Raw genomic sequence first — 23,718 nt, 5'->3', positions numbered from 1 at the left:
GAATTTTTTAAAGACGAGATGATTATAGCAAATACTTTTAGCATTGAGAACTTCATCATGATGAAGGGATACTAGATTGAGGAAGGTATAAAATAAGCTATCTTACAGTATTCAATAAGATAGCTTTTGTTGATTTGGTTTAAAATGATTTTTCTGCCCATTCGATGGCTTCATAATATAAAAGATCAATGTCAACTAACTGAATATTCAACTGTACAGCTAGCTCTTCTAATCGTAGCCAATCAAGTTTACTTAACGCAATACTAAACTCCAAATATGGGGTCATTTCCGTTTCAAAGCCTAAAATGGTATTCGTAATAGCCTCTGAGAATGGTAGCTGCTGTAAAATAACATTCATCGGTCTTTGAAGTAATGTATCAATTAGAGAAAACATGCCGACTAAAAAATATTCTGAGAAATTCTTTTTATAAGCAAGCTTAGCTAGTTTTTCACAAACCTTAGCTCGGAATAAAGACGTGCACATCACTTCTTTAAAAAGATCAGAATCAGCATCAATATCAATTTCACGCATGGCCAATAAATAAATCCATTTTCGTAAATTGGATACGCCCAATAACACAATCGCTTGCTTGATGGAGCGCACTTTAGATTTAGAACGTTTAGATGAGTTATTAATCATTTGCAATAATTTGTATGTCAATGAAATATCACGTTCAATATTTTCCGCTAACAAATGAATATTTGGTTCTTCCTCTTTTAGTAAAGAGATAATGTGAATATATTGAATCGCATTTGCTGGAATGTCTGTTGCTCGTATTATTTGCGGTTGTTCAAAAAAATAACCCTGAAATAACACATAGCCTGAGGATTTAGCGACTTCAAATTGATGACGCGTCTCTACTTTTTCAGCGAGCAATTGAATATGTGGAAATTTCTCCTTAACTTTATTTTCGATTTCCATTCTTTTTACAATGGAAGATGCTAAAAAATCCACCTTAATATAATCAATTTGTTCAAATAATTCATCATAAACTTCTACTTGATCATCCATCATAAAATCATCCAAGGCAATTTGAAACCCATGTTTTTTTAGCTCAATTACACGCTCCACTAATTGAGCGGTAAGTGGAACATCCTCTAATATCTCAATCACTACCTGTGAGGGATTTAAAAATTCATGGATAGAGCTCATCAATAAGTTTTCAGTAAAATTAACAAAACCAGGTTTACCTTTCGTTACCTCTTCAAAACCAATTGAAAGAAATGAGTTCACAAGTACATCAATCGTTGCTGCATCTGAATCGACCAGTGGAAAGGCATTTACATTTTTGCTACGGTATAACAATTCATATGCAATGACTTGCTCATGAAGATTAAATATAGGCTGTCTGCCAATGAATACTTCCATTCCATTGCCCCCCATTTCTCCATTTTCTAGTAATTTATAGTATAACATTTTTTACGACCTGATGCTTATACTTCAAGCTAACTTAACAGGCCAACTTGGCTTTTTCAGCCAATAAAAAAGAAAGGACAGTCCCCGTGATAATAATCACTTAAGGACTGTCCATATTATTTACCTACTTTGGATTTTATTGCACCAATCACTGCAGGCACAACAGATATAATGATAATCAAAATTAGTACAACTGAGAAGTTATCTTTAATAATTGGAATATTCCCAAAGAAGTAACCTAATAATGTACAACTGAATACCCATAAAATTGCACCAAAAATATTATAAAATAAGAAATAACTATATTTCATTTTACTTGCACCCGCCACAAACGGGATAAATGTACGAATAAATGGCATGAAACGTGCGATTACGATCGTTTTCCCACCATGTGTATTAAAGAATTTTTCAGCTGCTTCCATACGCTCTTTTTTAACAACTCTACCGAGGAGGCTCTTTGGCGGAATAGATGTCCCTACCTTATGTCCAATATGATAGTTCATCGTATCTCCCAAAATAGCTGCAGCTAAAAATACAGGGATTAAAATCCACATATCGAATGCGCCCATTGCCGCAGCTAATGTTCCACTTGCAAATAACAAGGAATCACCAGGTAAGAATGGGAAAATAACAACTCCTGTTTCTACAAAAACAATCGCAAATAAAATAAGATAGCTCCAATTGCCAAAATCACGAATAATTTCTTCTAAATGCACATCGATATGCACAATAAAACTTATTAACTCCTTAATGAGTTCTAACATGTTTTTGTATGCTCTCTTTCAATAGTATTTTTACCTAAAAGCTTTGACGTGGCTTCACCTCAAAGGGTTCCAGTTTTGTACGTCTTTTTACATTACTTCCTCACTATATGACAAGCTCTTGAAAAGTATGTAGAAGATTTCACAAGTTTGATTTTATCACTTACAGTCATCTACTCTCAACTGATTTTACTATTATACGAATAATGTACAAAAAAAGAGCTACCATTTTTCAATAGTAGCTTTTCTCGTTTAAACTTTTTCTTTTAATGAACGTCTTAATATTTTTCCTGTTGTGTTTTTTGGTAGTTCATCCAGTATTTCAATTACTTTCGGAACCTTATACTTCACCATATGTTTAGCACAATAGGATAGTAGATCATCTGTTGTAGTAGCAGCTACTTCTTTCAGCACAACATAGGCATGTACTGCTTCCCCTAAGTTAGGGTCTGGGAAGCCTACCACTGCTGCTTCTACAATATTATTATGGGCAAACAGCACTTCCTCCACTTCACGAGGATAAACATTAAAGCCCCCTACAATAATCATATCCTTTTTACGATCGACAATGTAAAAATACCCTTCTTCATCTACCTTTGCTAAATCTCCTGTATAGAGCCAGCCGTCACGAATCGCCATCGCCGTTTCTTCAGGCATTTTATAGTATCCCTTCATCACGTTTGGACCACGTACAATTAGCTCTCCAACTTCGCCCACAGGTACTTCCTGACCATTAACATCGACAACTCTATTCTCGACATTACTAATGGATGTTCCAATAGAACCAGCTTTACGATCACGATCTAATGGGTTAAAACATGTAACTGGTGAAGCTTCGGATAAGCCATAGCCCTCTGACACACGCACATTAAATTTCTGTTCGAAATTATGTAATAGCGCAACAGGCAAGGAGGCACCACCTGAAATAGCTAAGCGAATTGTTGAGAAATCCTCTGGATTGCCTTCAGGTAATTGGTACAAGAAATTATACATAGTAGGAACACCAGCAAATACCGTTGCTTTTTGCTCTCGTGCTAAAGCGAAAATTTCGCTAGGGCTAAAGCGTGGGGCAAGTAAAACTGTTGCTCCACTTAATAAAGGCGCATTCACCACTACCGTTAAGGCAAATACATGGAAAACAGGTAGTGTCGCAATAACACGGTCCTCTGCATTAATGCCTAAATAATGCGCAACATCACGTGCATTTGAGTACACATTGCCATGTGTCAGCATAGCTCCCTTTGGACTACCTGTAGTTCCTGAAGTATATAAAATAATAGCATTGTCATCCTCTGCAACTTCAACAGGTTGTAAAGATTGAGTGGTTTTGGCGATTACATGTGTAAATAAATGTGTTTTTTCTTGTGCTTGTGGTGATAAAGTTGCCACTTTTTCTGCTATATCTGGTGTGGTTTCACAAACTATAAATGTTTTTACCTGTGGAAATGCTTGTACACCTTTTTCAACCAATGGTAGCAACATATCTAGAGCAATGACTGCTTTTACATCTCCATTATGCAAAATGTAAGAAATTTCATCCGGTGTATAGATTGGATTAACAGGTATTGCTGTTGCCCCTAAGCGCATTGTTGCATAGAGAGCGATTAAGTAGTGTGGCGTGTTGCCGAGTAAAAACGCCACATGATCCCCTTTTTCAACGCCTAAATCTTGTAATCCCTTTGCAAAGCGGCCAACTGTATGCTCAAATTCCCCGTAAGTCGTATCTTTCCCCATAAAATGATACGCCACTTTTTCAGGTTGTTCTGCTGCCTGTTGACGAACACGTGAAACTAAATTCAATTACACCATCCCCTTATCGTATAAAATGAATCGTTATTCAGTAATATTATATAAGAAATATATCTAAAAAACAATGAAACTTTTTATCTCATGTCATAAATTACGTTAAATAATTCATTTTTTTCTCCTTTAAACCATTACCTCATGAGCGAATATGGGAGATATAGCGCCATCGAATTAAATAAAAATAAACCACTTGTATTAATACAAAAAAGCCAAAAGCAAAGAATACTTCTTTTACAATCGATATATTCGCAATGTCCCTTAAAATACCTTGAACCATTAGAAAAGCAAAGGCACTATGCATCATCGCAACACCCCAAGGTAAGAAGAATTGGGGAAACAAATGGCGATTAACTAGCTTTTTTAACTCCGTATCTGTTAAACCCATACGTTTTAATACATCAAATTTACGCTTTTCACGTTCGAGGGATGTATGCAATTTAAAATAGATAAAGCTTCCAGCCGCAAGTAAAAATACAGTGGCTACTAAAACACCCACTAATGTAAATAATGAGTAGGTAGCTAGTATATAAGAATAATTTAATCCTGCATTTTCAAAGTAAAAAGGGCTAAACTTATCCTTTTTAATAAAATATAAATTGGATTCTAGATAATCGATATCCTTACCGATTTCCTTCGTTTCCATCCATTGGGGAATAACAAATGTGAACAGATGATAGCTTGGTTGAATAATGTCTTGCTCGGAAATTGGATGAATAAGCTTTGCGAAATCTTCATCACTAATGACAATCGAATTGACACTGACAATAGAGCCTGGAAACACTATTTTTGGATAGACACTATCAATAGTGAGCGGTATATTATTTTCTTCTAAAACAGTATGCACAACTCGATCTTTTAATTTTTTTAGGGAATCCTCCGAATAAGGAATAAATACTGCCTCACCTGCTTCCAGATTCAGTAATGGATAACTGTAGGAAGAAAGCAGAACATTCATATCGGACTCTCGAAAAACCTCCACTTCATTTCGAGTGAAAGAGGAGGTTTGCTTCACAACAATAAAACGGGATAGCTGATAAGATAAACCTTTCTCCTCTAATTGCAACCTTAAAGAATTGATATGCTCCCGTTCATATGGATTATCGACATCCCCTTTATAAACCAGCCCTAGTGGATTTAATCGATCATATTGCGTTGTATAGGAGGACATCGTTGCTAAAACACCAACAGATAAAAATGCAAGCGTCGATACCATCGTCACAACGAAAAACATTTTCACGTTATCCATCATTATATGCGTTTGTTCTGCTAGCGATAGTAGACGGTAGCGTTGCCAATGATATTTGCGTTTCCCACGTGCTAAATCTAAAAAACAAGGCACAGAATCACTGAAAAAATAATAGGTGCCAAATGTTGCGGAAAATGGTATTAACAGCGTTAGCCCGATTAGTGATGTATGTCCGACAACAAACGCGAGAATATACGTCGTTACAATTAAAGCAATACCATAGAAAGCTCGTATTTTGGAATACGTTGTTAAGCTATTTAAATAATCACTGCCTTTTATAAGATCTCGTAATTTTCTCTCTCGTGTAAAATACACACTAATAAAGGAAATGACGAAAAATGCACTTGTGAAAACACCAATCGTTAATAAAAATGGCTCCCATGAAATATAGAGTGGTAAATCTTCTAAATGTAAAATTTCCCGAACAATCATAAAAAAGAATTTTGAAAAGGAGAAACCAAAGACAATCCCTACAATAATGGAGCCTGTTCCAATAATCATTGTCTCTAAAAAGACAAGTTTATTCATCTGACGTTTTTCCATTCCCAAGTGCAATAAAATAGCAAATTCATGTGATCTGGCCTCTAAAAAGGCACTCATGGAATAATATAAAAAGAATAATGTAAACAGGACGAGAACAATTTCAGCCCCCACCATCCCAATGAGAGACATCTCCCCTAATATCCCACGTTCAATATCAGGGTGAAACATCAGCATGGAATAGATAAAAAATACAGCCACAGAAAAAAAGCTTGCCATGAAGAAGGCGCCATATATCCGGCTGTTCCGCACGACATTACGGTAAGCGAATTGTCGAAAGGTCACCTACTTGCCCTCCTCCTAGTAAGCTTAAAACATTTAAAATACGTTGGAAAAACATCTGACGGCGGTCATCTCGATAAATTTCATTAAAAAATTCACCATCTTTAATGAATAACACTCGATCACAATAGCTTGCTGCAATTGGATCATGCGTGACCATCACGATTGTCGTTTGTTTATCCTGATTCACCTTTGTCAATAGTTCAAGCACATCACGTGAAGAATTTGAATCTAAATTACCTGTAGGTTCGTCCGCTAAAATGAGACTAGGATTATGAATAAGCGCACGACCAATTGCTGTTCTTTGTGCCTGTCCCCCAGATATTTCATTTGGACGTTTATGAAGGAAGGAAGTTAAATCTAGCTTTTCTACAATGCTTGCCAGACGCTCCTCCATTACCTCTAGCGGCTGTTGATCTAACGTTAAGGGCAACACAATATTTTCCTCGACGGTCAGCATATGCAAAAGATTGAAATCCTGAAACACAAAGCCAAGCTGTCTTCTTCTAAAATAGGCAAGCTCTGTTGCATTCAATTTATGTGGATTCATTCCATCTAAAATAATTTCCCCACTAGTTGGTTCATCGATGGTCGAAATAATATTCAGTAATGTCGTTTTACCGCTTCCTGAGGGGCCCATAACAGCTAAAAACTCGCCTTCTTCCACGTCAAAGCTCAATTGATTTAATGCACGATGTGTTACTTTACCTTCGTACACTTTAGTCACATCTTTAATTTGTAAAATAGGCATACTTCATTCACCTTATTTCTTCATTAATTCTAAGGATTGAGGTAAAAGCCACTGTAAAACGACCTCAAAACCAATATGAAAATGAGGCTCTGTTAAAGCCAGTATTGACTCTTCCTCTACTAAACTAAAGCAATGCTCCCCAATAATCACATCCCAAGCATCCATTTCTCCCTCTACAATTTCCCCACATACAGTATAATATCCACTATACATAATCTGTTGACCGTCTACAGGAAAAGCATTCAATAATGTTGGTTGCTGTAAGTTTAACCCAAGGCTCTTTGAAAAATGCAGTAGTTCTTCATCTAACTTTTCATGTGCCAGGATAAAATTTTGATAGGCTAATGGATCTCCCGCTTGCAGATGTGTCATATAAAGCGCATTTGTTTTCTCCTTATCAATCGTTAGTTTCCAATTTTCTATACGTACCTCTACCATCCTAATGCCCCCTAATTTGTAAATGTTACTGTCACAATCGTCCCTTTTCCTACCTCTGATGTAATAGCCAGCTCATGGCCTAGCTTTTCACAGATTTCTTTGGCTAAATAAAGGCCCATTCCAGTTGATTCCCCTGTTTTCCGCCCATTTTCACCAGTAAAAAAGGCTTTCGTAACACGTGAAAGATCGGAAGCTGGAATCCCAATACCCTCATCACAAATCGCAAGTTGTACATAGTCATCCTTTTCAATGGCAGAAATAACAATTTTTTTATTGGCTTCAAACGTGTATTTCACTGCATTGGTGATAAATTGTCCAAGAATGAAACGAAGCCATTTTGAATCACTGGCAACAATTAGATCGTCCTCAATATGAATTTCCGGAAAAACTCTTTTCGTAATAAATAAACGTTTATTTTCATTAACAGTTGCAGTTACAATACCTTTTAGTGCAACTCGCTCTACTTGCATATCATCCTCAAAATTTTCTAGGCGTGCATTAACAAGTACCATGTCCAATCCTCTTCGCAAGCGATCGATTTCCTCCTGAACATTCTTTTTATCAAGAGGTCGGTCATCTTGTAATAATAATTCAATCACTGAAATAGGTGTTTTCATTTGATGGACCCACTGGTTCATAAATTGATCATGCCTTTTTTGACTTGCATATAAAGCATGCAGCTCATGTTGATAAAGTCGATACAATTCATGCATATACTTCTCGGTTTGCATAGCTTCTGGCGTTTTTGCGTTTTTTTGTAGCACATCCTCCATTGCTGTTGGAAGCTGAGTTATCTTCAATAAGTAGCGTTGCCGCATTAAATAGCGAACAAGTAAAAAGGATGCTAATAGCACAAGGCTAATACAAAAGGAATAAATAGCCGTATCAATATTTCGAAAACCGTCTAGTGCATAGATAACCATGATGAAGCCAACTAATAAAAGCTGGAACACAATAAATGATGCATAATCACGTAAAAAAAGCTTCCAGCCCACTATAGCTCACCTGCACTTAAAATGAATCGATAGCCTGCACCACGTACCGTTTCGATTGTTGACGATATATGATAATCCGCTAACTTTTTTCGAACTCTGGTCATATTCACATTCAAAGTGTTTTCATCGACAAATGCTTGATCGTCCCAAAGTTCCTCTAACAACTGCTCACGTGAAACTACTTTTGGTGCATTGCCCATCAGTAGCTCTAAGATGATACATTCTTTTTTCTGAAGTGGAATTTCTAAATCATTTTTATGTAGCTCCATTCTTTCTAAATGAAGTACAAGCTGTCCTTGCTTGATTGTCCGTTCTTCTTGCCTTGCTGCATATTCACCATATGTACGGCGTAGATGACTACGGATTTTAGCCAACACAATTTCGTAGTTAAAAGGCTTGGTAATAAAATCGTCGCCCCCATTTTCAAGTGCAAAGATTTGGTCCATTTCTCCTGAGCGTGCAGAAATGAAAATTATCGGACATGTTGTATGCTGACGTAGCTGGCGACACCAATAATAGCCATCGTAAGCGGGTAAATTTATATCAAGCAGCACCATATGTGGATTAAATGCTGTAAATTCTTCTATAAGATGATCAAATTCTTGAATTGTTGCAACTTCGTATTGATATTTTCTAAGCGTTTCCGCTAGTAATGATGCAATCTTGACATCATCTTCAACTATGAATATTCGATGCTTTTCCATATCAACACTCCTTTCTTTCTATATTGTATCAAAAAAAGGTTCGACGACATAATTGTCAGCGAACCTTTAGGCTAAAACATTACATGAAACCGTATTTTCCTTAATAAATTAATTGTAAAAAGTCCTCAGTTGAAATGCCACCAAAATATGTAGGGATATCAATGTCTGCTAATGCCTTAGCAATAGCCGCTCTGTCATAGTTTGTCCCAACTAAGCGCTGTTCTATATCAGCCATATCACCGACGCCAAAGAAATCTCCAAAAATATGCGCTTCTTCCATCACACCATGATTTACTTCTAGGCGAATATCAATGCCTCCTGTTGGAAATCGATGTGTTTTTTGAATATTAAAGCGTGGTGATTTTCCAAAATTCCACTCCCATGTTTGATAGCGTTCCTCTGATAGCTTGTGGATATTTGCCCAATCATCTTCAGTTAGCTCATAATAACGAATATTTTCTTCCCCGCCAAAAATGGATTTCAAAATTTCAAGACGGAATTCCTCAACTGTCATTTGCTCTTTTAAAAACTCTGAAATGTTTGCTACTCGTGAGCGAATCGATTTAATACCTTTTGATTCGATTTTATCCTTTTTGACCTTTAAGGCAGAGACAACCGCATCAATTTCTGTATCAAACATCAATGTACCATGGCTGAACATACGTCCTTTTGTAGAGAACTGAGCATTTCCTGAAACTTTACGTCCCTCTGCTAGTATATCATTGCGTCCTGAGAGCTCTGCATTCACACCCATTTTTGCTAGAGCGTCAACGACTGGTTGCGTGAATTTTTTATAATTCATAAAGCTATCGCCATCATCATTTGTAATAAAGCTGAAGTTAAGATTGCCTAAATCATGATAAACAGCACCACCACCTGAAAGACGGCGCACAACAATAATGCCATTGTCCTCTACATAGTCTGTATTGATTTCTTCAATCGTATTTTGGTTTTTACCGATGATAATAGACGGTTGATTAATGTAGAAAAGGAGCACTGGCTCTTTCTCAACGTCCATTGTTTTTAACAAATACTCCTCAATAGCAAGATTAATGCGTGGATCATGGATCCCTTTATTATCAACGAAAATCATAGTTCACGTTTCCTCCTTCACAAAATATCCATATTTATTTTACCGTAAATTAGGCATTTTGTGTTGACGAAAAGCATCTGTTATAATACACTAGAAAATATCAAAACAGTAATAGTACAGATGAACTTAAAGGAGGAGTCCACAATGTTAGAAAACGTAGTTGAATTTTTCAAGAATTTACCTGCTAAGCAATGTACTGAGTGCGGTGAAAAAATGGAAGAACAAAGCGAATGCTACAGCAACACTTGTGAAAAATGTAACCACCTATAAGCATTTGCCTATTCTGATATAGTCATATACGTGCCCCACACGTAGCAATCATGACACCCTTCATCATATTTTGATGAACCCTTAATTAAATCTCTTACACTTACAAAAAACAACAGCTGATACGCTCATATCAGCTGTTGTTTTTATGTTTTTGAAAAAGACAATCACTAGCAGAGAAAGACCTTTTGGCAAGGAAAGGGGGATTTCCGTTCTGCCAGCGTCCAGAGGGAGCAGCTCGCCTACTTAAAAACAAATGGCCGCAATGGAATCATACTCTTTTTCATAAAATTTCTATAGATTGCTTTGTTTTTATTTATGTCATTTGAGGCTGAAGAATTATTACATAACCCCAATGAACAACAAAGCACTCACCGTACATTCGGTGAGTGCTTCATGATTAGTTCTCTTCAGCTACTTTAGAGTAACGTTTATTGTGCAGTAGCATGAAGTAGCCAAATGTGATTGCTAAGAATGCTACTAAGAAACCAGCTAGAACACCATAGTTTTGCATTAAGAATGTCGTATCACCAGTAGAAATACTTGATTTAAATGCTTGAACTGTATATGTCATCGGTAATAGCTTGTTAAATACTTGTAATGGTGAAGGTATTAATTCTAATGGGAATGTACCTGCACTTGTTGTTAATTGTAAAATTAGTACAACTATTGCCATGAAACGACCAGGGTCACCAAAGATCGAAACAAGCATTTGAATTAAGGCTAAAAATACATAGCTTGTTAATAAGGCTGTTAAAATAAAGTAGCTCATGTTATTCACTTCGAGTCCTAGACCCCATTTGACAATAACTACTGTTAGTAATGTTTGCACTAAACCTACGACTGCTAGTACAGTCACTTTACTTGTAAACCAAGATGCCCCGTTTTTAGGACGAATAGCAGGTTCAACAAGTGGGAACACAATTGAAATTAATAATGCTCCTACGAATAAACCTAGAGAAATAAAGTACGGTGCAAAACCTGTACCATAGTTAGGAACATGGTTTACAGACTCTTTTTCAACTTCAACTGGACTACCTACCATATCGTAAGTGTCTTGATTTGCTTTGACTTCATTTGCTTTTTCACTTGCCTCACCTAATTTGCCTGATAATGTAGACGTACCGTCAGCAAGTTCTGTAGAACCATCTGCAAGTGTTGCTGAACCTTGTGCTAGCTCACCAGATTTTGAAGCAAGGATAGATGTCCCTTGATTTAATGTCGTTGTACCATTCGCTAATTCATTTAAACCAGATGCCAATGTTTTAGAGCCTGTTACAGCTGTATTCACACCTGCATTTAGTTCCCCTAATTTTGCAGCTAATGTAGCATTACCTGCTTGTAGACCTTTTGCACCTTCCAATAAAGCATTACTTTTAGCTGTTAATGCATTCGCACCAGCTAGCACTTCTGCTTGACCTGCTGCAATTTGAGTTGCACCAGAGCTTACTTGATTGGCACCAGCTTGTAATTTTTCTGTACCAGCTGATAAAGATGTTAAACCGTTATGCACACTAGCACTACCTGCCTGTAGTTCCGCTAATGTTTGTGTCAACGCTGCTGCTTGTTCTTCAGGCATTGAAGCCATCATCGTTTGTAATTGATTTGATAGGGCTGTAATACCTGCCTCTACTTTTGCAGATCCCGCTGTTAATTGGGTTGCTGCACCATTCAATGCACCGGCGTTCTCAGCAATAGATGCTGCACCTGTACTAATTTGCTGTTGTTTGTCGTTTAAAGTGGTTAAACCAGCTCCAACTTTTGCAACACCCTGTGTATATTGTGATAACCCCTGTTCAAGGCTCGTTGCTCCATTTGCAGCTTGCTGTGCACCCTGTTGTAATTGAACTGTACCATCTTGTAGTTTGACTAAACCACTAGATAAGTCATTCGCGCCTTTTGCCGCATCTCCCGCACCTTTTGTTAATTTATCAGTACCATTTGATAGTTCAACTGTGCTCGATGCTAGTTGCTCCAGATATCCTTTTAAATCTTTTGCACCATTCGCTACTTTTTGTGCACCCTCATCTAGCTTATTTGAGCCATCTGCTGCTTCTGTAAAGCCATCTCCAAGTGTTGCAATGGAATCAAATAATTTTTCTGCATACGTCGCTGATACTTGAGAATTTACTTCAGCGCGTACACGATCCATTGCTGTCTCACCAATCTGAGCACCAAGGAAGTTCAATCCCTCGTTTGGAATGTAGTTCATTACTAATTTTGATGGTTTGTCATCTAATAGTGTTGTTGCATGTTCAGAGAAATTTGTTGGAATTTCCAAAATCATATAATAATCACGACTATTTAAGCCTTTTTCAGCTTCATCTTTTGAAACTTCTATAAAGTTAAATTGCTCGCTATCTATCAATTTATCGACCAAGGTATCCCCTAAGTCTAATTTAACGCCATCCATCTCAGCACCAGTATCCTCATTAACAACTGCTACTGGAAGATTAGGAAGCCCCGCATACGGATCCCAAAACGCCCATAAAAACATACCCGCATACATTACTGGAATAAATAATACAGCAATGATTGAAACAAGCATTTTTCTTGTTTTAAAGATCTTTAGCCACTCAGCTTTAATCATATAATATCCTCACTCCTAAACTATTTGACCGAAAACGTCATTTGGTCATTTTCATTCAAAAAAAATAATCAACCTCGACAATATTGCAAAAAGAGTACTTGATTCGATACTTATACTGCTGTATTTTTTCGAATCAAGTTAGAATCAAACCTCGAAAGATAGTTTCCTTAAAAAGATTAAGAATCTTTTCTTCAGGGATTACATCACCATGTAACTCATGCCAATCGACAACAAAAGCAAGATATGCCTTCAGCAATAAGTAACTAACTAGCTCCGCATCACACTCTCTAATTTCACCTTTATTAATACGTCGTTGTATTAACTCTGCGACATACGATAAGATTTCAGTCTCGATACGTAGTAGCACCTGTTTAACTGCTGGTGTTCGTAATTCTTTTTCTTCCTCGATTAGCTTTGCAAATAAAAGATGTTTTTCTCGGAACTGTAGCATTTTCATTAAAGCATTATGCGCATTATCCATAAAGCTTGCTGATGCATCCAACACTGCATCTGCTTCCGCTTTCATCTCTCGTACAAGTGACATTGCGATCTCTTGAAATAAAATTTCTTTATTTGCAAAGAATGTATAAATCGTACCTTTACCTACATTGGCAATTTTCGCCACTTGCTCCATTGTTGTTGCCTTGTAGCCAAACAATGTAAAAGATTTTGCAGCTGCTTCAAGAATTTCCTGCCTACGATCCATTAGTAACATCCTTTCTAGTTAGGTTATGTACATCTCTCGTACACTTTAATAAAAATGACCAGAAAACCATTTCGGTCATCTGGTCATTATCATATTCCTATTTCAAAAAAATTGCAAGCCTTTAATGATGATTTTTTTCATCTTTTTTCTCTTCCTCATGATCCATATCATTTGAAGTGTCATTATTATGGTCCATCATGTTATTATCCATGCTGTTATTGGCTTTTTCATCCTCTGGGGCAACCTTTGTCATATCAGGGCTTCCAGCAATAATTTGTTGCTTTGGCATATTATGAACACCGTTAGCTGTTGTATGTGCATACATATAATACACACCATCATGATCAAAAGTAGTCGTTGCTTTATATACACCGTCTTGCTCTAATTTCCCATCAATCATTTGTCCTTCATCGCGTTTTCCTGATTCCCAAACTTCGAATTCTACTACAGCATCATCGACATTTTTTCCACCTTGTTCAACATGTGCTGCCAGCTCAATCGTTTCATTGAGTGCTACTTCTTTTGGTGTTAAAATTTCCACTTCTGGGATCTGTGGTACTTCTGGTTCTGGCAATGCCTCTTTTTTTTCTCCACATCCTACTAATAATGTAGGGACTGCAATTAGCGCAAATAACCACTTTTTCATCTTTTAATCCTCCATTAATGGCAACCGTATCTTTACGGATGTGCCTTTTTCAAAAACACTTTCAATTTCTAACGTTCCCTGTAACTGTTTTAATAACTGTTCAACAATCGATAAACCGAGTCCACTACCACCGTCTGCACGACTTCGAGCTTTGTTAACACGATAAAATCGTTCAGTGACATGGGTTAAATCCTCGGCAGGAATACCAATTCCATAATCCCTAATGGTAATTTGTGCACTACCAGCCTTTTCAGCAGCAACAATTTCCACCTTAGAATTTTCATGCGAGTAATTAATCGCATTTTCAATAATGTTAATAAAAATTTGTTTTAGTTTTACTTCATCCGCTTCAATAATTAGGGCATCATCTACATCTAAATATAAAGTTATGTTCTTTTTATTTGCTTGATGCGTTAAGATTTTTTGAACCTCTCGTAATGTTTCACCTAACGGAATTGGATATAAATCAATTTCGGTTTGTTCATTTTCTGTTCTTGCCAGCTGAAGTAATTCGTTTGTTAAGCGTTCCATGCGATTGGCCTCACGTACGATTAGCTGAATAGTTTCTTCTTTTTGGCCTTCTGTGATGATGCCATTTTGCATGGCTTCGCTATAGCCCTTTACATAGCTAATCGGTGTTCGTAATTCATGCGATACTGTTGCCAAGAATGTTTTTTGGGCTTCATCCTCTTGCTGAATGGCCTCTGCCATTTTATTAAAGGTACTAGATAATTTACCGATTTCATCCCGTGAATTGACAGGTACACGAGTCTCATAATTCCCATAGGACATCTGCTCCACTGCAAGCTGTAAATCGTTTAATGGTCGCATAATATGTCGAATCCCTTTATAAATTAAATAGCTAACAACTACTAAAAATATGAAGGCACTAATAAACAATAAAATAACGCCACTATTTGCCAATTCACTAATTTTGGCCAGTGGGAAATAAATATAAATAATACCTTCTAATCGATTTTGATCAACAAGTGGTACAACCACCGAAATAAGTTGTCGATCAAAACGAGGCTCGTACCCAATTTTTTGCACATACTTTCCTGCCAATAATTTTTGTCTTTCCTCAGGACCAATCAATGTCTCATAATCGATATCAAATGGAACACAGGCACTTAATTCACGAGGATTCCTTACCGCAAATATATTCAAGTTGGAATAATCATTAAATTCTTCAATATCTGCAATAAATTCATCCGTTACCTTGCCATTGTCATACATTGTCTGTAGCTTCAATCCAACTTCGACCATTGTATCTTCTGTATCTTGTACATATAAACGTTGATATAAAAAATTTGTGAGAACATACATAAAGACGACGGTAATAATTAAAAAGGCGAAAATTAACAACCAAATGCGCGTGGCAATTTTTTTCATTCGCCAGGATCAAAGCGGTAGCCCACACCCCAAACGGTTTGGATATGTGAAGCCGCATCCTTTCCAAGCTTTATTCGTAAAGTTTTAATATGTGTATCTACCGTGCGTGTTCCACCTACATAATCAATATCCCAAATGCGTTCTAATAATTGCTCTCTCGAATAGGCATTTCCTGGATTTTTCATAAATAAGTGTAAGAGTTCAAATTCCTTTAAAGTAAGTGGAATACTCTTTCCATCAACAGATACTTTTCGTGCTATTTCATCTATTTTAATAGAGCCAAAAATTACATACTTTTGCTGTAGTTCTGTAATATTTGCACCACTTCGTCTTAATACAGCATAAATTCTGGCTACGAGTTCATCATGTGTAAATGGCTTAACAATATAATCATCTCCGCCAAGTGTAAGACCTTTCACTTTATCCTCATTCGCATCACGTGCAGTTAAAAAAATAATCGGCACATTGGACATAGCCCGAATACTTTGACAAACAACAAAACCATCCTCATGTGGCATCATAACATCAAGTAAGACTAAATCTATATTTTCACGCACTATTACATCGTAAGCCTCAGTTCCACTAGCGGCAGTATATGTCTCTATATCAGAGTTATTGAGCATCATTTCAATTAAATTACGCATATCCTGCTCATCATCAACTATTAATACAGTTGTCATCATTGTTCCTCCCTTACTAACAGCTGAAAAGCACCTTTCCCTACATCAACTGTTTTTTCCTTCTGGCCATCTTTTATAAAATACAATGTATGATCATCATAGCCAGCGACAACAATATAATCTTTAAATTGATCCACTACAAATGGATTTGCCCCAACCTCTTGTTGCCATTTGATATGGCCATCAAAGTCAGCCACATATAACTCGTTGTGACCATGACTTACAACAAGAACAGCATCTTTGGTCTTTTTTAATCCTACTGGCATCAAAGGCATGTCAATCTCTCCATGCAGTTGACCTGTAGTCAAATCATATTTTTTAACAGAACTATTTGGCTTACTTCCTTCCCCATGACCGCCTACCCATAGCTCATGTGTTTCTTCTAGAACAGCTATTCCATGTGCAGATTTTTGAATCGGCCACTCTTGCTCAATTTTTAAATCCTTCATATTTAACACAGATAACTTTGTATCTTTAAAATTAATAACATATAGTTTATCCCTATACGATGTCATTGACATGGGATAATTGCCAAGTTGTTGTGAAGCTAGCTGATTGCCTTCTTGATCAAAGCTTGTCACTGTATTGGTTTTACTATTCGTGATAAAAAATTGCTTGATGTTGTCATCGTAGTATACATTGGTCGTACCAATCTCTACTTTTTTTGAATAGAGCTTTTCTCCAGTGGATATTGTATAGACGTCGATGTTATTTAATTGGTGTCCATATAATAAAACTTGGTCATTTCCTAATAGGATGGCCCCTGAATAAGCCTTATCAAATAACCATGTCGCAAGTATATTCCCATCCTCATCAATAAAATCTAATGATGGCTCTTGTATATTTAATGAAGCTATAAAACTTCGTTCCTTTTCAATGGGTTCATATGACTTTTCAGCGCAACCCGCTAACCATATAATTTGTAGTAACGAAAAAATGAAGAATGCCCATTTTTTCAACTTTATCACCTCTGCCCCTTTACTATACTTCACAATTGTGAAATTCGGGTGAAACTTGGAAGGTAAATTTATGACAAACCATGAAAATACATTTCACATATCAGGCGCGCAATTCTTCTAACAGTTCAATCATCCAACCAATATTTCCGTCCTTACATATATTACAAAGATAATGGTAAGGAGGAATAGAGTATGATATCCATTAGCTTATGTATGATTGTAAAAAATGAAGAAGATGTTATTGGTCGATGTCTTGACTCTGTCAAAGATATAGTAGACGAAATTAATATTGTTGATACGGGATCAACAGATAGTACAAAGCAAGTGGTTGCACAATATACAGACCGAATTTTTGATTTTACATGGATACATCACTTTGCAGCAGCACGAAACTTTTCGTTTCAACAAGCAACAAAAGAATACATCCTCTGGCTTGATGCTGACGATGTTTTTTTAGACGAAGACCGCCAAAAATTAAAGGCACTCAAAGCATCTCTTACTTCCGATATTGATGCTGTTTCTATGAATTATCATTTAAGTTTCGATCATGAGGGAAATGCAGATACCTTAATAAGAAGATATCGCCTTGTCAGGAGGGAAAAGCAATTTCAATGGATTGGTGCAGTTCATGAATATTTAGAAGTTTGTGGTATGTTGTTTGATAGTGATGTTGCTGTCAGCCATTTACCGTTAACCCATGATCACTCCCGCAATATTACGATTTATAGACAACTGATTGAAACGGGAGAAACACTATCACCACGTGATACATTTTATTTTGCTAATGAATTAGTAGATCATGGCCTGTTTGAGGAAGCTATTTATTATTATGAATTATTTTTAACGTCCAAATTAGGGTGGATTGAAGATAACATACGTGCCTGCTTAAAATTAGCTGATTGCTATTCCCATTTAAACGATAAAGGAAACAATTTCAGCGCTATACTACGAAGCTTTGAATACGATATCCCCCGACCAGAAGCCTGCTGTCGCCTAGGTTATCACTTTATGGAACAATCTAGAAATTACGAAGCTATATTTTGGTATGAGCAAGCTCTAGTGATTAAACAGAAGCCAAATGCGCCCTTTCAAAACAAAAGCTTTTCTACATGGCTACCCCACTTACAGCTCTGTGTTCTTTACGATCGCTTACAACAATATGAACTAGCCAATGCCCATAATGAATTAGCGGGCTCGTTTATTCCGAATGACCCAAAAATTCTACACAATAAAGAATATTTCAAGCGTATTTTAACAATCAATCAAAATGACTCTTAAAAAATATCAATCACCATCTAAAAAGTTTCGTCTTCTATTCACAGGATAAACATCCAATTATCTTAAATACAATTGCAACGAATCTATAAATAACTCTCTATTTACAAGTAATTAATAGTTATGTGTCTACCTCTCCTCTCCTTCCTCAGAATACGATATTTGAGAGAGGAGGTGAGATTATGCATTTTGGAAATTTTATAGATAGAGTTTGCAGTAAGTGTCATTCATTTCCCTGTTGTTGTAAAACTGGTCCTATTCCAAGTTGTCCAATTTGGCCAGTGAAACCTACAGGACCAACCGGGGGGATAACTGGACCTACAGGTAGTACAGGTGTGACTGGCGTTACCGGGGCTACTGGTGTTACTGGCGCTACTGGGGCTACTGGGGCTACTGGGGCTACCGGCGTTACTGGCGCTACCGGCGCTACTGGCGCTACTGGGGCTACTGGGGCTACCGGCGCTACTGGCGTTACTGGCGCTACCGGCGCTACTGGCTTGACTGGCGCTACAGGCGTTACTGGCGCAATCGGACCTACTGGCGCTACCGGCGTTGCTGGGGCTACGGGTGAAACCGGCGCTACTGGGGTTACTGGTTCTACGGGTGTAACCGGGGCTACTGGGGTAACTGGGGCTACCGGCGTTACTGGAGTAACCGGGGCTACTGGCGTTACCGGTGCAATCGGACCTACTGGGGTAACTGGCGCTACCGGCGTTACTGGAGTAACCGGGGCTACTGGCATTACCGGTGCAATCGGACCTACTGGCGCTACTGGGGTAACTGGCGCTACCGGGGTAACTGGGGCTATCGGCGTTACTGGCGCTACCGGTGCTACTGGGGCTGCGTTTACTGAAGGATTCTCTGCCTTTAAAAACACGTTGGCTGTTAGTGGATCTACTTCAATCACTAACTGGAGTGTTGCTTCACCATACTTTACAACACCTGCTTTCAATCCAACAACTGGGATATTCACTGTACCAACTACAGGTAGGTATTCCTTTGAAGCAACCATTAACTACTCCACTGCTGCGGCTATTACCGTTACTTTAGGAGCAGGAATAAACCCTTCATTTGCAATTAGACAAAATGCTACTACAAATTTAATTAGTGGCTTGTTCCCTGTACTAAACGTCAATGTGGCGCTTGTATTAACTTTACGCGCAGTTCTTGGAAATGGCACTATCACTTTAGCAGGAGAAGTGAATTTAAATGCTGGAGATACGATTGATTTGTTCTATGAAGCAAATGGATTGACTATCTCTCTTACACTAGGCGGCGCTAACTCTGGTGGTATTGTTTGGTCATGTCATCGAATTTCTTAGCGTTAGGACATTAATCAGCAATACAGCTCTTAGTAGAAATAGCAAACCACTATTTTGTGGTTTGCTATTTCTTTTTCATGTAACAATATAAAAAAATAGTACAAACATTGATAATAAATGTTTGTACTATCTGATTTGCATTACTTGAACATTTCCATTAATACTTCATTCGCAACCTGTTTACCTTGTTGTACACATTCTGGAATTGATATTCCTTCAAACGAGCTTCCTGCAAGCTTTACAGTTGGAAAATGTTGTTGTAATTCTTGCTTGATACGAAGGACTTTCGCCTCGTGCCCAACTGTATATTGTGGCATCGCATTTTTCCAACGTGTTACAACAGTTGTGATCGGTGCTCCATCGATACCAATCGTTTTCTTTAAATCCTGTAGCACGGTTTTTTCGATCTCCGTATCCGATAACGCCACAATTGCTTCGTCACCCACTCGACCAATATAACTACGTAATAATACATAATCCTCTGGTGAAGTACCTGGCCATTTTCGATTCATCCAAGTGCAGGAAGTAATTGAAAAATCACTATTTCGAGAGACATAAAAAGAAAGTGCATCTAAATCACCGAGTTGTTCCTTTTTAAAGGCCATTGTAACGGTTGCAATAGTTGCAGCCTTCATAGTGCCCAATTCATGTAATAGACTTAACTTACTAAACATTTTTTCAGCCATATTAAAGGGGGTAGCAATAATAACAGCATCTGCTTTAATATGCGAAAAATTATTGAGCATCACCTGAACTGAACCATCCTTACCATGCTCAATTTCCTCTACTTTGACACCCTTCATCACTGTCCCCGGAAGTAGGGATTCTTCAATACTTTCGATAAGTGTTTCAAGGCCATTGCTAAAGGTTTGAAAGATACCTTTATTTTCAGCTATGTGATGATTGCTTAAGAAATTCGTGCCTGACTTCTTCATACCAATCAGCAAACTACGATATTGTTGTTCTAAACTATAAAGCTGCGGGAAGGTTGAACTCATACTTAATTGCTCAATATCCCCTGCAAATGTACCCGCTAGTAGGGGCTCTACTAGATTTTCCACAATCTCTGCACCAAATCTTCTTCTAAAAAAAGCGCCTAATGGTTGATCGTCATCCTGTGTAGAACGAGGAATGAAAAAGTCCCCCGCCGCACGAACTTTACCACTAAGTGAGAACAGGCCAGAAGTTATGAATGAAGAGATATGTGGTGTCTCTCCAGATAGGAGATGACTAGGTATTGGATATAACTGACTACCAACAGCAACATAGTTTGGACCCGCATTACTTGTTAATAGTTTCTGTTCGATCCCGAGATCCTTCGCTAAAGCATTGACATAGTTTTCACGATCAAAAAAAGATTCTGGCCCACGCTCAATAATGAATCCATCTTTTCTTAGAGTTTGAATTTTTCCGCCAAGACGTAATGACGACTCGACAAGTACGATATCTAATGGCAATTCTTTTGCGCTTGCTTCTTTTTGCATATAGAACGCAGCTGTAAGGCCTGTAATGCCACCGCCTATGACAACTACCTTTCGTCTTTTCTGAGTCACCAACATCATCACTTTCTTTTCGCTTAGCTTAATTTTTTATGAATCGCCTCTACCATCGCATCAATAAATAAAGGATGTGTATTTGGCATCGCTGGACGATAGTATTTTGCACCAAGTTCATCACAAACAACTTTACATTCGTAATCGTTGTCATACAACACTTCTAAATGCTCTGTTACGAAACCTACTGGTGTATAAACAAATGAACGGAAGCCTTTTTCTTCGAATAGCTCACGTGTTAAGTCTTGAACATCTGGACCAATCCAAGGCTCTGGGGTTTGGCCTGCTGATTGCCAGCCAACCTCTACATTTTTTAAACCAGTCGCAGCTTGAATAAGACGAGCTGTTTCAATTAGTTGATCTTCATATGGATCACCTAAGTTTTTAATTTTTTCAGGCAATGAATGTGCTGATACAACTAGACAAGCTGTCTCACGTTCTTCTTCTGACATTGCATTGAATGTCTCATTCACTTGTTGTTTCCAGTATTCTATGAATTTTGGCTCGTCATACCAAGATTCCACAGAAGTTATCTTTAAGCGACCTCCTGCAGCCTCTTCAGCACGACCATTATAAGACTTAATTGAGAAAGTAGAGAAATGAGGAGCTAAAACAATAGAAACCGCTTCTTTTATGCCCTCCTCCACCATTTGCTCTACTGCATCTTCTATAAATGGATGAATATGTTTTAAACCAATAAACAATTTATATTCTACAGCATCCTGTACTTCGTTCAAACGTGTACATAATGCTTCAGCTTGTGCTTGTGTTGCCGCAGCTAATGGGGATAAACCACCGATTGCTTCATAGCGGCTACGTAAATCTTCTAAATGCTCTGCAGAAGGTTTACGTCCATGACGAATATGCGTATAGTAAGGTTCAATATCTTCTTCTTTATAAGGTGTGCCGTATGCCATTACTAATAAGCCTTTAACTTCTTTCATTACCCTTTTCACCTCTAAAATTGTTTTATGTTTTCATACATTATGTGATAAAAAGAAGCTGCCCAATCTGGCTTGTTGGACAGCCCCTTTTCTACATTGAAATAAAAATTTCCTATATAGAAAAGGTCATATTATTCACGCCTGATTGTCTTCTATTAAGAACGAGCTTGAATTTGTTGAGCACTATATTCATGAATAAGCGTTGTAAGACGTTTTAAGACATCTGGGTCAACCTCTGGGAAAACACCATGACCAAGATTAAAGATATGACCTGGCATTTCTAGACCTTGATCAATAATATCTTTCGTTCGTTTCTCAATCACTGACCAATCTGCAAGTAATAGAGATGGATCTAAGTTTCCTTGTACAGGCTTGGTAATACCATTGGCACGTGCGTCTTTAATCGGTAAACGCCAATCTAAGCCCACAACATCTATCGGTAAATCATTCCATTCCCTTGCTAAATGGCTAGCACCCACTCCAAATTGAATTAATGGTACATTTTCTTTTTGCAACTCTGCAAAAATACGAGTCATAATCGGTTTAATAAATACACGGTAATCCTCTACATTTAGGGCTCCAACCCATGAATCGAATACTTGGATAGCTTTTGCACCAGCTTTAATTTGAGCCGTTACATCTGCAATAATCATGTCAGCAAGTTTATCCATTAAAGCAAACCAAGCTTGAGGTTCTGATACCATAAATGATTTTGTTTTATTATAGTTTCTTGAAGGTCCACCTTCAATCATGTAGCTTGCAAGTGTGAATGGGGCTCCAGCAAAACCGATTAGAGGTACATTTAATTGCTCTTCTGCAAGTAATTTGATTGTCTCTAATACAAATGGTGTATGCTCTTTAGCATTGAATTCACCTAGTTTTTCTACATCCGCTACTGAACGAATAGGATTTGAAATAACAGGACCAACACCTGCCTTGATTTTCACATCTATCCCAATTCCAGGGAGAGGTGTGACAATATCTTTATATAAAATAGCAGCATCTACATTGTAATTTTCTACAGGTAGACGAGTGACATACGCACATAGCTCAGGTTGATGTGTAATTTCCTCTAAGGAATACTTTTCTTTAATGGCACGGTATTCTGGCTGAGAACGTCCTGCCTGACGCATATACCAAACTGGTGTATGAGCGGTCCTTTCTCCACGTGCAGCACGTAGAAGTGTATCATTAAAAGTTGTCATGAATAGTTCCTTCCCCTCAATAAATTCTTACTATAAAAAATCGCATGTTTATTCCTTTATTATTGATATCCGTTTCCAATAGTAAACGCTTCCTCTGTTATTGTATAGTTTTCCTAGTGAAATGTCATAAAATTGTTCTTTCTAGG

General features: G+C 37.6%; 21 protein-coding genes. 3 read left to right on the top strand and 18 right to left on the bottom strand.

Translation table 11 applies throughout. The annotated features are described in order from the left end of the window. Window positions 1–139: 139 nt before the first annotated feature. From EW028_RS12610 to lplA, 9 genes are all read right to left on the bottom strand, one after another. Window positions 140–1,369, bottom strand: coding sequence for an EAL and HDOD domain-containing protein (locus tag EW028_RS12610; RefSeq protein ID WP_131521238.1), 1,230 nt, complete (start codon window positions 1,367–1,369; stop codon window positions 140–142). A 164-nt stretch (window positions 1,370–1,533) separates the two neighbouring features. Continuing rightward, entirely contained in the window at window positions 1,534–2,181 is a 648-nt protein-coding gene (locus EW028_RS12605; protein ID WP_004227966.1) for a VTT domain-containing protein, read from the bottom strand. A gap of 249 nt (window positions 2,182–2,430) precedes the next feature. After that, entirely contained in the window at window positions 2,431–3,978 is a 1,548-nt protein-coding gene (locus EW028_RS12600; RefSeq protein ID WP_131521123.1) for a fatty acid--CoA ligase family protein, read from the bottom strand. A 142-nt stretch (window positions 3,979–4,120) separates the two neighbouring features. Continuing rightward, window positions 4,121–6,055, bottom strand: coding sequence for an FtsX-like permease family protein (locus EW028_RS12595; protein WP_131521122.1), 1,935 nt, complete (start codon window positions 6,053–6,055; stop codon window positions 4,121–4,123). After that, entirely contained in the window at window positions 6,027–6,803 is a 777-nt protein-coding gene (locus EW028_RS12590; RefSeq protein WP_004230460.1) for an ABC transporter ATP-binding protein, read from the bottom strand. The genes EW028_RS12595 and EW028_RS12590 overlap by 29 nt, the downstream gene beginning before the upstream one ends. A gap of 12 nt (window positions 6,804–6,815) precedes the next feature. Continuing rightward, on the bottom strand, window positions 6,816–7,241 hold the full coding sequence (locus EW028_RS12585; RefSeq protein WP_131521121.1) for a hypothetical protein: 426 nt from the start codon (window positions 7,239–7,241) through the stop codon (window positions 6,816–6,818). A gap of 11 nt (window positions 7,242–7,252) precedes the next feature. Then, complete coding sequence (locus EW028_RS12580) at window positions 7,253–8,236, bottom strand: sensor histidine kinase (protein ID WP_131521120.1); 984 nt, start codon at window positions 8,234–8,236, stop codon at window positions 7,253–7,255. After that, entirely contained in the window at window positions 8,236–8,940 is a 705-nt protein-coding gene (locus EW028_RS12575) for a response regulator transcription factor (protein ID WP_004230457.1), read from the bottom strand. The genes EW028_RS12580 and EW028_RS12575 overlap by 1 nt, the downstream gene beginning before the upstream one ends. 100 nt (window positions 8,941–9,040) lie before the next feature. After that, entirely contained in the window at window positions 9,041–10,033 is a 993-nt protein-coding gene (gene lplA, locus EW028_RS12570) for a lipoate--protein ligase (protein WP_131521119.1), read from the bottom strand. Between the two features lie 144 nt (window positions 10,034–10,177). On the opposite strand from lplA, the gene yhfH reads away from it, so the two are divergent. Beyond that, a complete protein-coding gene (yhfH, locus tag EW028_RS12565; protein ID WP_004230455.1) occupies window positions 10,178–10,303 on the top strand; it encodes a protein YhfH in 126 nt (41 codons plus the stop codon). Between the two features lie 397 nt (window positions 10,304–10,700). On the opposite strand, the gene EW028_RS12560 is transcribed toward yhfH, so the two are convergent. From EW028_RS12560 to EW028_RS12535, 6 genes are all read right to left on the bottom strand, one after another. Further along, window positions 10,701–12,890 (bottom strand): YhgE/Pip domain-containing protein, encoded by a 2,190-nt coding sequence (locus EW028_RS12560; protein WP_131521118.1) that lies wholly within the window; start codon window positions 12,888–12,890, stop codon window positions 10,701–10,703. Window positions 12,891–13,023: 133 nt separating this feature from the next. Further along, on the bottom strand, window positions 13,024–13,596 hold the full coding sequence (locus EW028_RS12555; RefSeq protein ID WP_009373269.1) for a TetR/AcrR family transcriptional regulator: 573 nt from the start codon (window positions 13,594–13,596) through the stop codon (window positions 13,024–13,026). A gap of 121 nt (window positions 13,597–13,717) precedes the next feature. After that, a complete protein-coding gene (locus EW028_RS12550; RefSeq protein WP_131521117.1) occupies window positions 13,718–14,242 on the bottom strand; it encodes a FixH family protein in 525 nt (174 codons plus the stop codon). A gap of 3 nt (window positions 14,243–14,245) precedes the next feature. Next, window positions 14,246–15,634: a sensor histidine kinase gene (locus tag EW028_RS12545; RefSeq protein ID WP_131521116.1), complete on the bottom strand. Its 1,389-nt coding sequence runs from the start codon at window positions 15,632–15,634 to the stop codon at window positions 14,246–14,248. Further along, a complete protein-coding gene (locus tag EW028_RS12540) occupies window positions 15,631–16,314 on the bottom strand; it encodes a response regulator transcription factor (RefSeq protein ID WP_131521115.1) in 684 nt (227 codons plus the stop codon). Before EW028_RS12540 ends, EW028_RS12545 begins: the two co-directional genes overlap by 4 nt. Further along, window positions 16,314–17,282: a YncE family protein gene (locus EW028_RS12535; protein WP_227744938.1), complete on the bottom strand. Its 969-nt coding sequence runs from the start codon at window positions 17,280–17,282 to the stop codon at window positions 16,314–16,316. Before EW028_RS12535 ends, EW028_RS12540 begins: the two co-directional genes overlap by 1 nt. A 183-nt stretch (window positions 17,283–17,465) precedes the next feature. Between EW028_RS12535 and EW028_RS12530 the strand changes: the two genes are divergently transcribed. Beyond that, the gene (locus EW028_RS12530; protein ID WP_131521113.1) at window positions 17,466–18,551 is read left to right on the top strand and encodes a glycosyltransferase family 2 protein; all 1,086 of its coding nucleotides are present in this window, start codon (window positions 17,466–17,468) and stop codon (window positions 18,549–18,551) included. A gap of 179 nt (window positions 18,552–18,730) precedes the next feature. Further along, a complete protein-coding gene (locus EW028_RS12525; protein ID WP_131521112.1) occupies window positions 18,731–19,870 on the top strand; it encodes a collagen-like triple helix repeat-containing protein in 1,140 nt (379 codons plus the stop codon). A gap of 140 nt (window positions 19,871–20,010) precedes the next feature. Here the strand turns inward: EW028_RS12525 and hemY are convergent, their stop codons facing one another. From hemY to hemE, 3 genes are all read right to left on the bottom strand, one after another. Continuing rightward, window positions 20,011–21,432 carry a protoporphyrinogen oxidase gene (gene hemY, locus EW028_RS12520; protein WP_131521111.1) on the bottom strand — a complete coding sequence of 474 codons (1,422 nt, stop codon included), beginning with the start codon at window positions 21,430–21,432 and terminating at the stop codon, window positions 20,011–20,013. 14 nt (window positions 21,433–21,446) lie between these two features. Continuing rightward, window positions 21,447–22,367: a ferrochelatase gene (hemH, locus tag EW028_RS12515; protein ID WP_131521110.1), complete on the bottom strand. Its 921-nt coding sequence runs from the start codon at window positions 22,365–22,367 to the stop codon at window positions 21,447–21,449. Window positions 22,368–22,522: 155 nt separating this feature from the next. Beyond that, window positions 22,523–23,572: a uroporphyrinogen decarboxylase gene (gene hemE / locus EW028_RS12510; protein WP_131521109.1), complete on the bottom strand. Its 1,050-nt coding sequence runs from the start codon at window positions 23,570–23,572 to the stop codon at window positions 22,523–22,525. Window positions 23,573–23,718: the final 146 nt, after the last annotated feature.

Source organism: Lysinibacillus sp. OL1, assembly GCF_004332175.1.
Lineage (GTDB): Bacteria > Bacillota > Bacilli > Bacillales_A > Planococcaceae > Lysinibacillus > Lysinibacillus capsici.
Note: the sequence above shows the minus strand (reverse complement) of the source record. Positions and strands in the feature narration are given on the sequence as shown.